Origin of the sequence: Aurantimonas sp. DM33-3 (genome assembly GCF_014334315.1) — a bacterium.
GTDB lineage: Bacteria > Pseudomonadota > Alphaproteobacteria > Rhizobiales > Rhizobiaceae > Aurantimonas > Aurantimonas coralicida.
Genome location: NZ_JACSGS010000002.1, coordinates 332,405 through 346,829, shown reverse-complemented (window position 1 = coordinate 346,829; position 14,425 = coordinate 332,405). Strand labels below are relative to the sequence as shown.

Below are 14,425 nucleotides of genomic sequence, written 5' to 3'. Positions count from 1 at the left end.
TGGATCTGTCGTTTCGCCGACTGTGACGGCGTCGTCTTCGCTTGGGGATGCGACATGCCGTAGCGCCGTCGCCCCTCGTGGACTTGTGTCCGTAGTCTTTGATTGCAGTGTGGGTTTTGTTAATCGAAGGTTAACATCCGGGCGCCGTCGCGCCAGCCGCGATTCTCAGGAACATGGTGCGCAATGACCCAGTTTTCGATTCTCAGATCCGTTCTCTGGGCGCCGACCATCGCGATGTCCTGGCTGTGGGGCCTCGGCTTCTTCTATGCGATCCACGTCACCCTGACCCATGGGTGGCTGGCCTTTGCCGCCTTCGCCACCGCCAACATCACCGGACTGTTCCTGTTCGGCTGGGTCCTCGGCGCGCCGAACCGGGACCCCGCCGCCATCTTCCGGCAGGTCCAGAGCGCCTATGGCGGTATTTTCCTCCTGTGCCAGCTCGGCGCCGTGGCGCTGACCATATTCGGCTTCGTCGCCTATGTGTGGCAGCCGCTCTTCGGCGGCGATGCGGCGATCATGGTGGGGCTGCTCGTCCTGATGGGCTGCGCCATCGGCCACGCCCTGCCGCTCGTCCGGCTGAAGCTCTTGCATGTGGCGATGCTCCTGGTCGGCATAACCGCGGCCGGCGTCGCCCTGACCGGCCTGCCGGCGAACGCCAACCTGCCCAATGTGCCGCTGGCCTCGCTCGATGCCACCTTCTACGGCCTCGTCATCCCGACCCTCGTCGGCTTCCTGCTGGGGCCGTGGATGGACGTGCAGCAATGGCAGCGGGTTCTGGAAATCCACCGCGAGGGCGGCTCGGTGCGCGTCGCCTATGGTGCGGGATCGCTCCTGTTCCTCGGGCTGTTGTGCCTCAACGCGGTTCTCGCCGGGGCCGCGGGGCTGATCACCTTCACCTCGGCCGATGGCGTTGCCCAGGCGCAGCCCGCCGTGGCGCTGGCGCTGGCCGGCAGCGGCTCGGGTCTGGCGATCCTCGCCTATCTGGTCTGGTCGGTGGTCGCCGCGCTGACCACCATCGACAGCTTCTACGTGGCGACTCGCTGGCATCTGGGAGCGCTGACGGAGCGCAGCCTCAGCCCGCTGCTTGCCTTCGTTCCGGCCGGGCTGGTGTCGTCGCCCCTGTGGCTTCTGGGGGCCGCCGCCGGCGTCGCCGGTCTTGCCCTGTCGGCGCAGCTCTCCCAGATCGCCCTGATGCTGCCCTTCGCGACGCTCTTGGTGGGTGGCGCGGCCTGCCTCGTCGGCGAGGTGCTGGGGGCGACACGGCGCTACGATCCGGTGCTGTGCTATCTGATCGGGCTGGCCGCCATGCTGATCTTCCTGATCGGCCATGTGGCCCCGATCCCGGCCTTCGTTGCCGGGGCGCCGCTGCTGGCGCTGATCGGCGCCTTCCCGATGCTGGGGCAATTGCTCTTCGGCGCGCCGCCGGAAGTGGCCACCGGGCTTGCGCCGATGCCATCCGGACCGATCCCGACGCGGGTCGAGCTCGTCCCGCGCAACGAGAACGTGCCGAGCCCGGCGACGAATACGAGCCTGTCCCACGGCTTCGACGGCCAGACCTTCGTGATGAAGCTGATGCCGACCTATGACGACACCAATTCGGTCGGCAACGTCTATTTCGCCAATTACGTGCGCTGGGTCGGCAAGGCGCGCGAGCTGTTCTTCAACATCTGCATGCCGGATTTCGACCTGAAGACGACGAACTATTACGTGCTGACCAAGTCGTTCAATCACGACTTCCGCCGCGAGGCGAGCGAGTTCGATCCGGTGACGGTGCGCATCAGGATCGCCCGCCACAACCGCAAGTTCGTCACGCTCGCCCACGAGATCCACAGCGAAAGCCAGGGTCTGCTCGGACGCGGCGAGCAATCGCTGATGTTCGTCGATACCGAGCAATACCGGCCGCTGGACATTCCGCGCGACATCATCAGCGGCTTCCTGCCCTACTGGCCGAAGGAATCGCCGCATCTGGGCGAGACGCCGGATGTCGCCGGCCTGCCGACGCGGGCGGCCCAGAACAGCATCTGAACGGCGACCGAGAGGCGCAGGCGCGCGGCGCTCATGCCGCGTGCGGGTTTACGAGGTTCAGCCGCGGCTTGCGGATCAGGGCCTCGGCCTCTTCGGCCGGGACCGGGCGGCTGTAGAGATAGCCCTGGAACTGGTGGCAGCCCTGTTCGGCGAGGCAGGTCTGCTGGGCGAGGGTCTCGACCCCTTCGGCCGTCACCGTCATGCCGAGGCTGGTGCCCAGTTGCACCACCGCCCGGACGATGGCGACGTCGGTCTTGGCGTCGGGCAGGTCACGGACGAAATTGCGGTCGATCTTGATCTTGGTGAAGGGCGCGCGGCGCAGATAGCTGAGGCTCGAATAGCCGGTGCCGAAATCGTCGAGCGACAGGCTGACGCCCATGCCGCGCAGGGTCCGCAGGATGTCGAGGATTTCCTGCGTGGCCTCCAGGAACACCGATTCGGTGATCTCCAGCTCCAGCCGTTCGGCGGCGAGCCCGCTCTCCTGCAGCGCGTCGCGGACGATGGCGACGACATCGCTGTGGCGGAACTGGATGGGCGACAGGTTGACGGCGACCGTCAGCTTCGACGGCCAGGCGGCGGCGATGCGGCAGGCTTCGCGAATTACCCACTGGCCCAGCGGGATGATCGCGCCGCTCTGCTCGGCCAGCGGGATGAACTCGTCCGGCGGCACCAGCCCGCGGGTCGGGTGCTGCCAGCGCAGAAGCACCTCGAAGCCCTCGATGGTTGCGGCCCGGGCCGAGACCAGCGGCTGGAAGTGGAGGATGAATTCGCGCCGCTCCAGGGCGCCGCGGAGCTCCCCGGTCAGGGCGCGGCATTCCTCGATCTGCTCGTCCATCTGCGCTTCGTAGAAGCGGAAGCTGCGCCCGCCCTCCTGCTTCATCCGGTAGAGCGCGACGTCGGCGCGTCGCATGACCTCTTCCGAGCCGTTCTCCGGCGCCGTGGCGATGCCGATGCTGACGCCGACGGAGATCCTCAGATCGCCGATCCGGTAGGGCGCGCTGATCCGGTCCACCAGGTGGCCGGCAAGCTCGGCCGCCGCCTCGCGGTCGTGGCCGTTGGCGACGATGGCGAACTCGTCGCCGGCCAGCCGCGCGATCGTCCGGGCCGGGTCGGCGAAGCTCAGGAGACGCCCGGCGACATTGCGCAGCAGCGCGTCGCCGATGCCGTGGCCGAAGGTGTCGTTGACGCTCTTGAACGCATCGAGATCGAGCCGCAGCACGGCGAAGCGGACCTGGTCCGGATCGCCGTTGCGCGCCTCGGCGAGCTTTTCCTGGAAGAGCGACCGGTTGGGCAGCTCGGTCAGGGCGTCGTGACTGGCCAGATAGGCGAGGCGGTCGTCGGTGGTCTTCTTCTGCGTCACGTCGGAGCCGACGCCGCGATAGCCCGAGAACCGGCCGGCCGTGTCGATGATCGGCTTGCCGCTCAGCGCCCACCAGCGGTCGCTGCCCGAGACATCCACCGGCAGGACGATCTTGTGGAAGGGCAGGCGCGCGCCGATCGACGACCACAGCATGGCCGCCGCATGGGCCTCGCCGGTGCGAACCGGCGGCGGCAGCAATTCGCCGAGCGGGCGGTCCTGCAGATCCTCGATGCGGGTATTGGCGACCTCGCCGAAGCGGGCCGAGACATGGCGCAGCCGCAGATCGCCGTCGGTCTCCCACAGCCAGTCGCTGGCATTCTCCTCGAAATCGTTGAGGAGGAGATTGGTCAGTTCCTGCTGGCGTTCCAGCTCGACCTGCGAGGCGGCCCGCATGGTCACGAGCCGGCTGAGATGCACGATCGTGGCGAAGATGAAGCCCGAATAGATGGCCAGGAGCACGGCCACGAAAATGTAGAAGGCTTCGCCGGTGGTCGCCAGCGCCACGAAGCTTCCCGCCACGATCGGACCGGTGAAGCTGATCGCCGCACGCGGCACGACGGCGAGGCCGATGCCGGTGGCGATCAGGCCGGCGCAGGTCGATGCGATGAGCAGCCGCCCGTCGGCGCCGGCCTGCGCGAACAGCACCAGCGGAATGGATCCCAGAAGCGTGCCGGCGAACAGCGCCAGCCGGGCGAACCATTCGACATAGCTGCTGTCGACCCGTTGCGGCTTGGCCGAGCTGCGCCAGCGCCAGCAGCGTTCCAGCGCGATCACCGTCGCGGGGATCGCAAGGCATTGCAGGAGCACGAGATAGCCGGCCAGCTCGGACCGCCAGAACAGGTAGGAGACGACCTGGACGACGCTGATGCTGGTGATGACGGTAAAGGGTGCGAGGCGGAGGGCAAAGTCCAGCTGCTCGACGCGGACCCGCTCCTGAAGTTGCAGCTCCAGCCGGCGGGGCTTGCGATCCATGTCGATCAGATAGGAGGCCAGGGCCCTGAACAAATCGATCCATCCTACCGCCCGCAGCGGGCTGGTTTCAGGCACACCGACGAAGTGTTAGGGGCCGGCTCTTAATTTATGCTGAACGGCGGCCGCAACCGGAGCGAGAAAGCCTGATCCTGCATGGGGTTAAGGCGACCGGAGATTGATCTCCCGCAACGCTTTGTACGCCATGTTCGCGACAATTCTGGCGCCCTGACGTCGGTCCATCGCAGGCGCCCAACAGACGGAAAGGCCGCCCGGGATATCCCGGGCGGCCTTGCATGTTCGTCGATGATGGCCGCGCCGGATGGGCGCGCCGCGTTCAGCCTGCGGTGAGCGGCGAGATCGCGATCTCGACGCGGCGGTTCTGGGCGCGGCCGGACTCGGTGTCGTTGGAGGCGACCGGCTGGCTCTCGCCAAAGCCCTGGGTGTTCAGGCGGCGCGGATCGACGCCCTGGGACGCCAGAAGCTGGCTGACCGAGGAGGCGCGCTGCTGCGACAGGGTGAAATTGTAGCCGTCGGAGCCCTGGCTGTCGGTGTGGCCGTACACGTTGACGATCGACTTGTCGTATTCCTTCAGGACCAGCGCGACCGAGTTCAGGGTCGGGTAGAAGGCCGGCAGGATCGACGACTGGTCGGTCGGGAAGGTGATGTTGGACGGCATGTTCAGGATGATGCGGTCGCCGACGCGGGTGACCGACACGCCGGTGCCGCGCAGCTGGTCGCGCAGCTTGGCTTCCTGGTTGTCCATATAGGCGCCGACGGCGCCGCCGCCGAGCGTGCCGATACCGGCACCGATCAGTGCGGCGCGGCCGGAATCCACGCCGGCGGCGCGGCCGACCAGATAGCCGCCGAGCGCGCCGACGCCGGCGCCGATGCCGGCACCGCCCACGGTGTTGGAGAGCTTCTGCTCGCCGGTATAGGGGTCGGTCGTGCAGCCGGCGAAGGCCACGGTGAGGGCGAGAACGAAAGCGAGCTTCTTCATCAGCGAAAGTCCAGATGTGTGAGGCGGGGCGAAGCCCGCACGAAATGTCCCGGTCCGATGGCCGTTAGACAGCACAGATGTCTGGAATGTGGCTGGAACGTTGCGGCACGGCCACAGATGCGGCGGCGTTGCCGGCACAGACGCCGGAGCCGGACGCAGACCGGAAAGAAGGGGGAGCGAAACGGGCGCGGCACGAAGGCCGCGCGTCAGCGATCGCCCGGCGGACCGGGCGATCGCGGAACAGTGCCTCAGGCGGCGTCGCGCTGCTTCAGGAGACCGCGATTGACCAGCAATTCTGCGATCTGAACCGTGTTCAGGGCCGCGCCCTTGCGCAGATTGTCGGCGACGACCCAGATGTTCAGGCCGTTGTCGAGGGTCTGGTCCTCGCGGATGCGCGAGATGTAGGTCGCGTCCTCGCCGGCCGACTCGTAGGGGGTGATGTAGCCACCGTCCTCATGCTTGTCGATGACGAGGCAACCCGGTGCCTCGCGCAGGATATCGCGCGCCTCGTCGGCGGTGATCGGCTTCTCGAACTCGATGTTCACCGCTTCGGCATGGCCGATGAAGACCGGCACGCGAACGGCGGTGCAGGTGACCTTGATCTTCGGGTCGAGCATCTTCTTGGTCTCGGCCATCACCTTCCACTCTTCCTTGGTGGAACCGTCTTCCATGAAGACGTCGATATGGGGGATGACGTTGAAGGCGATGCGCTTGGTGAACTTCTTGCGCTCGATCTCGTCGGCGACGAAAACGGCGCGGCTCTGCTTGAACAGCTCGTCCATGCCTTCCTTGCCGGCGCCGGAGACCGACTGGTAGGTCGACACCACGATCCGCTTGATCGTCGCGACGTCGTGCAGGGGCTTCAGCGCCACGACGAGCTGCGCGGTCGAGCAGTTCGGATTGGCGATGATGTTCTTCTTGCGGAAGCCCTCGACGGCATCGGCGTTCACTTCCGGCACGACCAGCGGCACGTCCGGATCGTAGCGATAGGCCGAGGAATTATCGATGACGACGCAGCCAGTGGCGGCGATCTTCGGCGACCATTCCTTGGAGATGTCGCCGCCCGCCGACATCAGGCAGATGTCGGTGCCGTTGAAATCATACTGGTCCAGCGCGACGATCTTCAGCGTCTTGTCGCCGAACGAGACCTCGGTTCCCTGGCTGCGGCGCGAGGCCAGCGCCACGACCTCGTCGGCGGGAAATCCGCGCTCGGCCAGGATTTCCAGCATTTCGCGCCCGACATTGCCGGTAGCGCCGACGACGGCGACCTTGTAACCCATGGGATGCAATCCTTCGCTCTCCCCGCTCACTCTTCGCACGCTCGCGTCTCTGCCCCGGGGGAGACCAGCGGGGCAGGCGGCGTCACAGAGTCGACGGTTTGACGGTGCAGCGTACGGACATGAGGCGCGATATGCGCGGATGCACGGGGCTTGTCAATTGTGCGGCCCGGGTTCGGCCCACCCGACACGCCCTGGTCTCGGGCCCGCTGACCACGCTTCGGCCCCTGCCTGGCAGGGCCTTGTCGCCGCTCAGGCGGCGGCCTCGCGCGGTCGCGCCGCTTCCCTGAGCTGCCGGGCGATCTCGTCCCAGGTCCGCTGCTCGCCGGGCTTGACCGTGCGGGCGGCGCCGAGGCCCTCGAGCGCCTCCAGCGTGATCGCCTGCTGCAGGGCGCCCGCATCCTGGACGAGGCAATAGAGCATGACGTGGAACTGCAACTTGCCGATGTCGGAGGTGCCGACCGTCACCTCGTAGCCCGGCCCGGCGATCTCGGCGCCGGCCTTGCCGGCCGCAAGCCGGTGGAAGCGGGTTGCCCGGTCGAGATCGTCGGCGAGCGCGGCTTCGGCGGCCGCCTCGATCCGCGCCTTGGTCTCGCGCACCGGCACCGGGCCTTCGAGCGTCAGGGTGAAGCGGTGCGGGAAGAAGTGCCGGGGCTGGGCGCCGACGCGCACCGGCCCGGTCAGGAGGATCGCGTTCGGCAGCATCACCACGCGGCCGGTGCCCGAATGGCCAAGATGATGGGGCGGCAGCTCCATGATCGTCGTGGAGAACAGGCCGTGGTCGATCACCTCGCCATGGATGCCGTTGATGTCGATGCGGTCGCCGACCTTGAAGAGATGGCCGCCGAAGCGCAGCACCGAACCGGCGATGCACATGATCAGCTCCTTGGTCGCCACAACCAGCGCCACCATGACGGCGGCCAGCGAGAACAGGAGGTTCTGGATCTCGCTCAGCCAGATGCCGAGCAGCGCCACGGCGACGACGGCATGGGTGATGGCGCGGATGGTGAAGCGGCGCTGGCGGGCCTCGATCGGATCGGTGTTGCGGGTGGCGAACCATTCGCCGGCCCAGCGCAGGCCGAGCGTCGCCACGAGGATCGCGAGGCTCCACATCAGATTGTCGGCGATCGGGGTCGGGATGAAGAACGGCACGCTACTCTCCATGGCGTTGCCGCGCCGGGCCCCTGGCGGGCCGGCTGCCAGACATGCGCCGAGGCTTCCTTTGTATCGCCCGCTTATGGTCCCGGGCGGTTAACGGCGCCTTGACGGAACAAGGCCATTTGGCGGCATTTGTCGGAGCGCCCTTGCCGGCCCGGCCACAATCGGCGGCCCGCGTGCCGGATCGGCGGGGTGTCCAGCGGCGCCCTTTGGTGTAAAGCCGGCACGATGACTGGCACCATGGAGGATACGCCAAGATGACGACCCGCAAGCTCCTGCTTCTGCCCGGCGACGGGATCGGCCCCGAGACGACGGCACAGGTGGAGAAGCTCACCGCCCTGATGAACGAGATGGTCGGCGCCGGCTTCGAGACCGAGACCGCGCTTGTCGGCGGCTGCGCCTATGACGCGGAAGGCGCGCCGATCTCCGACGCGACCATGGACATTGCCATGGCCAGCGACGCGGTGCTGTTCGGGGCCGTCGGCGGGCCGAAATGGGATGGCGTCGACTACGACAAGCGCCCCGAGGCCGGACTTCTGCGGCTGCGCAAGGACATGGAGCTCTTCGCCAATCTGCGCCCGGCGATCTGCTATCCGGCGCTGGCCGGCTCGTCGTCGCTGAAGCGCGAGGTGATTGAAGGTCTCGACATCCTGATCCTGCGCGAGCTGACCGGCGGCGTCTATTTCGGCGAGCCCAAGGAGATCATCGATCTGGGCAACGGTCAGAAGCGCGCCATCGACACGCAGGTCTACGATACCTACGAGATCGAGCGCATCGCCCGGGCCGCCTTCGATCTTGCCCGCACCCGTCGCGGCAAGGTGACGTCGATGGAAAAGCGCAACGTCATGAAGTCGGGCCTCTACTGGAACGAGGTCGTCACCCGCATTCATCGCGACGAATATTCCGATCTGGAGCTGGAGCATATGCTCGCCGATGCCGGCGGCATGCAGCTGGTCCGCGCGCCCAAGCAGTTCGACGTCATCGTCACCGACAATCTGTTCGGCGACATGCTGTCCGACATCGCGGCGATGCTGACCGGCTCGCTCGGCATGCTGCCCTCGGCCTCGCTGGGCGCTGCCGACGAGAAGACCGGTACGCGCCGGGCGCTCTACGAGCCGGTGCACGGCTCGGCGCCGGACATCGCCGGCAAGGGCATCGCCAATCCGCTGGCGATGATCGCCTCCTTCGCCATGTGCCTGCGCTATTCCTTCCAGATGGTCGCCGAGGCCGATGCGCTGGAGGGCGCGGTCGCCGACGTGCTGGAATCTGGCGTGCGCACCGGCGACATCATGGGCGAGGGCTGCCGCCAGGTCGGTACCGAGGAGATGGGCGACGCGGTGGCCGCACGCTTCCGCGAGACGCTCGCCAAGGTCGCCTGAACGGGGCCGAGCAACGGCAAGACCGATCATCCTGCGTGACTGCGACGCAACCGGTTGGGGACATCTGCGTTGTTTGCGCAAGATAACTTCGACAGGAGCGCAGGATGATCAAGAGCATTCTCAAGGCAGTCATCGTCGGCTGGGTGGCCAAGAAGTTCCTCGGCCGTGGCGAAGAGCCCCGCCGGGCACCGCGCCGGGCCTGACCCCGTCCGCCGCCGACAGGCGCTGACACGAAGACGGCCGGCCTCGCGAGAGGTCGGCCGTTTCGCGTTGAGGGCCTCGAAGAGAGCCGCGGCGGCGAAGCCTACATGTGCTTCATCAGCTTGTTGCGCAGGGTCTTGCGGTCGCGGCGACTGCGCATCTGCCGCGTCTCCACCGAATCCGGCACGATGTGCCGGTTGCCATCCCCGTCTTTCTTGATGGCGAAACTGCGCGTCGCCCCGACCGGCATCCGCTCGGTGCCGTAGAGCGCCACCACGGTCAGCGCGAAGGTGTCTATCGTGGCGTTGCGGGTGAATTCCGGATCGGTGCTGGTGATCTCCTTCAGCAACTCGTCGAAATGCCCCAGATCCATGTAGCGCCCGGTACCGAGGCTCCCCTGGCGCATGGCGGAGTGCGGATCGTCGCCAAGGTCTTCCGGCAGGTCGCGCAGATCGGTGAGCGTGTATTCCCGGGTGTCGTCGCCTGCGGTGACCGTGGCCAGAAGGCTTGTCACATAGACCTGTTCGGCGCCCATATTGGTGATCAGGCAGCGCGAGCGGATGCCGTGGCCGGCGCCGCGGGTGATCAGGATGGATGACCGGCGCTGGCGCCGGTAGCTGTTCACCATGATCTGCAGATAGACACCCCAGACGCCGAGCATGGCGGCATTCAGGACGACGTTGAGCGCGCCGCTGTTGTCGGTCATCCAGGTGAGCATGCCGGCCGATCCTTCCGGTTCTGCGCCTGCGGCGACCAGAAGGCGATCGCGCCGGCAATGCTCTGCCTAACTGCCGCGGCCGGAGCGCGCGGCAACCGGCCGAATGATCCGCCGTCTATCGACCGCTGGCTGGAAAGGCCCCCTGCGATGACAGCGGAACAGGCTCAGGCCCAGGGACGGCGCTCGGCCAGGTCCTGCTCGTAGGAGCCGATGGACTCGGCCTTCTCCATGGTCAGGCCGATGTCGTCCAGACCGTTGAGCAGGCAGTGCTTGCGGAACGGGTCGATCTCGAAGGTGATCTCGCCGCCGTCGGGGCCGGAGATGGTCTGGGCTTCCAGATCGATGGTCAGGCGGGCATTGGCGCCGCGCTCGGCGTCGTCCATCAGGAGTTCGAGCTGCTCGGGCGTCACGGTGATCGGCAGGATGCCGTTCTTGAAGCAGTTGTTGTAGAAGATGTCGGCGAAGGACGTGGAGATCACGCAGCGGATGCCGAAGTCCAGCAGCGCCCAGGGCGCATGCTCGCGCGACGAGCCGCAGCCGAAATTGTCGCCCGCCACGAGGATCTCGGCATTGCGGTAAGCCGGCTTGTTGAGGACGAAGTCCGGGTTCTCCGAGCCGTCCCGGTTGAAGCGCGACTCGGCGAACAGGCCGGCGCCGAGGCCGGTGCGCTTGATCGTCTTCAGATAGTCCTTGGGGATGATCATGTCGGTGTCGATGTTGATGATCGGCAGTGGCGCCGCGATCCCGGTCAGGCGGTCGAATTTCTGCATGGCTCCATCCCCTTGGCTCGCCGATAGTGTCGGCGGATGTTCCTCGCCCGGGGAGATAGCATGGCGCCGCCAAGGCGCAAACCGAGGCGTCGCGCGCAGCCGTCCCGGCGATTGCCTCGCGCGGCTGAATCGGCCATGACATCGGCCATGATCACGTCCTTTCGCCCCCGCCGCTCGCTGCTCTTCGTCCCCGGCGCCAATGCCCGCGCGCTGGAGAAATCCGACGGTCTCGCCGCCGACGGCCTGATCTACGACCTCGAGGATTCCGCCGCCCCGCACGAAAAGGCCGCGGCGCGCGAGCGGCTGCGCTCGCATCTGCAGGACAGCTCCTGCAAGGGCGAGCGGATCGTGCGGATCAACACCCTCGACACGCAATGGGGCACCGAGGACCTTCTGATGGCGCGCGGCGCCGGGGTCGACGCGATCCTGCTGCCCAAGGTCGAGACTGCTGCGATGCTGCAGGAGGCCGCCGTCGCGCTGGCGGAAACCGACGCGCCCGACACGCTCAAGCTCTGGGCGATGATCGAGACGCCGCTGGGCATTCTCGACGTCGGTACGATCGCCCGCGAAGGCAGCCGGAACCGGCTCGGCGCGCTGATCGTCGGGCCCAACGACATCGCCCTGTCGACGGGCATCGAACCGGGACCTGACCGGGCCGAGATGATGCCGTGGATGATGCAGATCGTCGTCGCGGCAAAGGCCTACGACCTGGCCGTTCTCGACGGCGTCTATGCCGATTTCCGCAACGCGGAGGGCTTTGCCGCCGAATGCGCGGCCGGCCGGCGCATGGGCTTCGACGGCAAGACGCTGATCCATCCGAGCCAGATCGCGGCGGCCAATCAGGCCTTCTCGCCCGATCCGGACGCCGTCGCCTGGGCCGAGCGGATCGTCGCCGCCTTCGCAGAGCTGGAAAACCGGGACAAGGGCGTGCTGCAGATCGACGGCCGCATGGTCGAGCGGCTGCATCTGACCCAGGCGCAGGCACTCCTCCGGATGCGCGACAGCATCGCCGAACGTGGGACCACGGCATGAAACTCTACCGCTTCCTGTCCGGGCCGGACGATTCCAGCTTCTGCCACAAGGTCTCGCTGGCCCTCTCCAAGGGCTGGGAACTGTACGGCTCGCCGACCTACGCCTTCGACGCCGCGGCCGGCGCGATGCGCTGCGGCCAGGCGGTCACCAAGACCGTCGAGGGCCGCGACTACGACCCGGCAATGAAGCTCGGCGAGCAATAGCCGACAGTCTGCAAGGGAGCGGCTCGGGCCGGTGCCCGGACCGCGGCGTGGCCATGCCCGACAAGACGAAACGCCATCTGGAATCGGCCGTCGGCTACGGCATCGGCTGTGCCGTGCTCGGCCTGTTCGGCGCCGCCTGCCTGACGGTCTTCGCGCTGCTGGCGCTGGCCATGCCGATGACTGTGTCGATCGTCACCGGCACACTGGCGGTGCTGGCCTTTCTCGGTTGGCGCAAGCGGCGTCGGCGTCAGGCGACCGAATCTTCCAGTGCCTCCATGTCCTCGTCCGACAGGCCGAAATGATGCCCGATCTCGTGGATCAGGACATGTGAGACGAGGCTGCCCAGCGTCTCCTCGTGCTCGGCCCAATAGTCGAGGATCGGCCGGCGATAGAGCAGGATCCGGTTCGGCAGTTCGCCGGTGACCGGGCTGCCAAGATCGCCGATGCCGCGGCCCTCGAACAGGCCGAGAATGTCGAAGGGGCTGTCGAGCGCCATCTCCTTGACGACGTCCTCGTCGGGAAACTCGGCGATGAGGAAGCGGATTTCGCCCGAGAGCGCTCGGAACTCGGCCGGCAGTTCGTCATAGGCCTTGATGGCGATGGCCTCGATCACGTCGAGCCCCGGCGCCATCCGCCCTTCCCAATCCGCTGGTGTCGCGCCGCTCATGAGCGGATCTCCTGATGCGGGCCAGCGCCGGGCGCGGTCTGGCCGTACCAGGCCGCGGCGGCGTCGATCTGCTCGTCGGTGAGGTGCTTGGCGATGTTCGTCATGACGTGGGCATAGGCGGTGCCGCCGCGTTCCCCCTCCTTCCACAGATGCAACTGGGTCTTCAGATACCATTCGGGCTGGCCGGCCAGCCGCGGATAGACGGCATTGCGGGCCGGCTCGCGATTGGCGCCATCGGCGCCGTGGCAGCTTTCGCAGGCCGGCAGCTTGCGCTCCGGCAGGCCGTCTTCGGCAAGCCTTCGGCCCAGCGCCAGAAGCCCTTCGCGCGTGTCGGGCGGGCCTGATGCCGCTTCCTCCGGCACCGCGCGTTCGGTCTCGGTCTTCGGCGTTTCGGCAGGTGGCGTCGCTGCGGCTGCGTCTGTTCCGACCCCACCGGTCGCCGCCGGGCTGCCGGGTCCTTCGACGCCGGCGAAATGCTCGGCGAGACGCGCCAGCATCTCGGCGTCGTAGCGCCGGGCCGGCGGCTGCATGAACCCGCTGGCGCGTTCGCCGTTGGAATAGGCTTGCAGGCTGGCCAGGAGATAGTCGGCCGGCTGTCCGGCCAGAACCGGAAAGGCGCCGGCAGGTCCGCGGCCATAGCCGTCGCGGCCGTGGCAGCGGGCGCAATCGGCTAGCGCGTCCTCGAAAGCGAGTTCCGCGCCGTTGGACAGGATGGTGTTCTGCCCGCCATTGCCGCCGTCGAGCCCGCCATCGGCGCCGCTCGCCAGCGCCAGATCGTCATAGGCGGCCGGCGACATGCCGGGCAGGGCGCGCAGGAAGGCCACCTGCGCCCAGACCTCGTCGGCGCGCGCCTGCGTCGGCCAGGCCGGCATGCCGGTATATTTGATGCCATGCTGGACGATCCAGAACAGCTCGCGGTCCGACCATTCCGGCACACGTCCCTCGAGGCGCGGCGGGTGCGGCGTCATCGACAGGACGACCGGCGACTGCGCCTCGGTCGGGCTGCCGTGGCAGACGGCGCAGCCGGTGGCGAAATGCCCGGCGCCGCGCTTGACCAGCGCCGGGTCGGACAGGTCGAGATCGTCGGGAACGCTGACCGCCAGCGACTGCTTCTCGGCGGCGTTGCCCATGACCCAGTGGAGGAACCAGCCGAAGGGCGGGAAATGCCCGGAGGAGGCGGAGATCGGCACCATGCCGGACCAGCCGAGAGCAAAGGCGGCAACGACGCCGGCGGCCGCGGCGGCACCGATCCGCTTCCAGGTCAGGATGAAATCGATCCGCTTGCGCATTACCGGCAGTCCGCGATCATGATGACGGGCAGGACGTCGAAGATGACGCCGACGAAGGACAGGGCGGCGAGCAGCAGCGTCGAGAATTCCAGGAACCGCTCGCGGTCCTCCGGCGTGTCGCGATCGTGGCGATGGCCGCCGCCTCCTGCCGACCAGTCCCGCCAGGCGCGGCGAAAGCCGTAGGCGATGGCCAGCAGCGACAGGAGCGTGACGACGCCGATGGCGATCCGCGCCGTCGCAAGATCCTTGAACAGCCAGCTCTGGGGCGCGCAGGCATAGGCCGCCACCGTGTAGCTGAACAGGAAGTGCAGCGCCCAGACCAGCGGTGCCGCGATCAGCGTCCACAGATCGTCATAGGTGCGTTTGTCGACCGACAT

14 protein-coding genes are annotated in these 14,425 nt (G+C 67.4%); 5 read left to right on the top strand and 9 right to left on the bottom strand.

Features of this window, described 5'->3' with window-relative positions; genetic code table 11:
• The first annotated feature begins 183 nt into the window (after positions 1-183).
• Positions 184-2,025, top strand: coding sequence for a thioesterase family protein (locus tag H9Q09_RS04380; protein WP_187390026.1), 1,842 nt, complete (start codon positions 184-186; stop codon positions 2,023-2,025).
• 31 nt (positions 2,026-2,056) lie between these two features.
• Here H9Q09_RS04380 and H9Q09_RS04375 read toward each other — a convergent pair whose 3' ends face one another.
• From H9Q09_RS04375 to H9Q09_RS04360, 4 genes are all read right to left on the bottom strand, one after another.
• Positions 2,057-4,390 carry an EAL domain-containing protein gene (locus H9Q09_RS04375; RefSeq protein WP_024349359.1) on the bottom strand — a complete coding sequence of 778 codons (2,334 nt, stop codon included), beginning with the start codon at positions 4,388-4,390 and terminating at the stop codon, positions 2,057-2,059.
• Positions 4,391-4,691: 301 nt separating this feature from the next.
• Positions 4,692-5,354: an OmpA family protein gene (locus tag H9Q09_RS04370; protein ID WP_009211190.1), complete on the bottom strand. Its 663-nt coding sequence runs from the start codon at positions 5,352-5,354 to the stop codon at positions 4,692-4,694.
• A gap of 248 nt (positions 5,355-5,602) precedes the next feature.
• Positions 5,603-6,634 (bottom strand): aspartate-semialdehyde dehydrogenase, encoded by a 1,032-nt coding sequence (locus tag H9Q09_RS04365; RefSeq protein ID WP_024349361.1) that lies wholly within the window; start codon positions 6,632-6,634, stop codon positions 5,603-5,605.
• A 249-nt stretch (positions 6,635-6,883) separates the two neighbouring features.
• Positions 6,884-7,783 carry a mechanosensitive ion channel family protein gene (locus H9Q09_RS04360; RefSeq protein WP_348646274.1) on the bottom strand — a complete coding sequence of 300 codons (900 nt, stop codon included), beginning with the start codon at positions 7,781-7,783 and terminating at the stop codon, positions 6,884-6,886.
• 263 nt (positions 7,784-8,046) lie between these two features.
• Between H9Q09_RS04360 and leuB the strand changes: the two genes are divergently transcribed.
• Entirely contained in the window at positions 8,047-9,168 is a 1,122-nt protein-coding gene (leuB, locus tag H9Q09_RS04355; RefSeq protein WP_187390024.1) for a 3-isopropylmalate dehydrogenase, read from the top strand.
• Positions 9,169-9,472: 304 nt separating this feature from the next.
• On the opposite strand, the gene H9Q09_RS04350 is transcribed toward leuB, so the two are convergent.
• Both H9Q09_RS04350 and leuD read right to left on the bottom strand, forming a co-directional pair.
• Positions 9,473-10,087 (bottom strand): hypothetical protein, encoded by a 615-nt coding sequence (locus H9Q09_RS04350; protein ID WP_246715995.1) that lies wholly within the window; start codon positions 10,085-10,087, stop codon positions 9,473-9,475.
• 164 nt (positions 10,088-10,251) lie between these two features.
• Entirely contained in the window at positions 10,252-10,857 is a 606-nt protein-coding gene (gene leuD / locus H9Q09_RS04345) for a 3-isopropylmalate dehydratase small subunit (RefSeq protein ID WP_187390023.1), read from the bottom strand.
• Positions 10,858-11,004: 147 nt separating this feature from the next.
• Here leuD and H9Q09_RS04340 point away from each other — a divergent pair, with 147 nt between their 5' ends.
• Genes H9Q09_RS04340 through H9Q09_RS04330 form a run of 3 tightly spaced genes read left to right on the top strand, consistent with a single transcriptional unit; the run spans position 11,005 to position 12,394 of the window.
• Entirely contained in the window at positions 11,005-11,889 is an 885-nt protein-coding gene (locus tag H9Q09_RS04340; protein WP_246715994.1) for a CoA ester lyase, read from the top strand.
• Positions 11,886-12,092, top strand: a complete 207-nt coding sequence (locus H9Q09_RS04335) for a DUF1737 domain-containing protein (protein ID WP_187390021.1) — start codon at positions 11,886-11,888, stop codon at positions 12,090-12,092. Before H9Q09_RS04340 ends, H9Q09_RS04335 begins: the two co-directional genes overlap by 4 nt.
• A gap of 53 nt (positions 12,093-12,145) precedes the next feature.
• The gene (locus H9Q09_RS04330; RefSeq protein WP_187390020.1) at positions 12,146-12,394 is read left to right on the top strand and encodes a phage holin family protein; all 249 of its coding nucleotides are present in this window, start codon (positions 12,146-12,148) and stop codon (positions 12,392-12,394) included.
• On the opposite strand, the gene H9Q09_RS04325 is transcribed toward H9Q09_RS04330, so the two are convergent.
• From H9Q09_RS04325 to H9Q09_RS04315, 3 genes are read right to left on the bottom strand one after another with little or no spacing between them, the layout of a single operon-like run.
• Complete coding sequence (locus H9Q09_RS04325; RefSeq protein WP_187390019.1) at positions 12,340-12,759, bottom strand: metallopeptidase family protein; 420 nt, start codon at positions 12,757-12,759, stop codon at positions 12,340-12,342. The two genes, H9Q09_RS04330 and H9Q09_RS04325, sit on opposite strands and share 55 nt — an antisense overlap.
• Positions 12,756-14,048, bottom strand: coding sequence for a c-type cytochrome (locus H9Q09_RS04320; RefSeq protein WP_187390018.1), 1,293 nt, complete (start codon positions 14,046-14,048; stop codon positions 12,756-12,758). The genes H9Q09_RS04325 and H9Q09_RS04320 overlap by 4 nt, the downstream gene beginning before the upstream one ends.
• The gene (locus H9Q09_RS04315; RefSeq protein WP_009211180.1) at positions 14,048-14,425 is read right to left on the bottom strand and encodes a hypothetical protein; all 378 of its coding nucleotides are present in this window, start codon (positions 14,423-14,425) and stop codon (positions 14,048-14,050) included. The genes H9Q09_RS04320 and H9Q09_RS04315 overlap by 1 nt, the downstream gene beginning before the upstream one ends.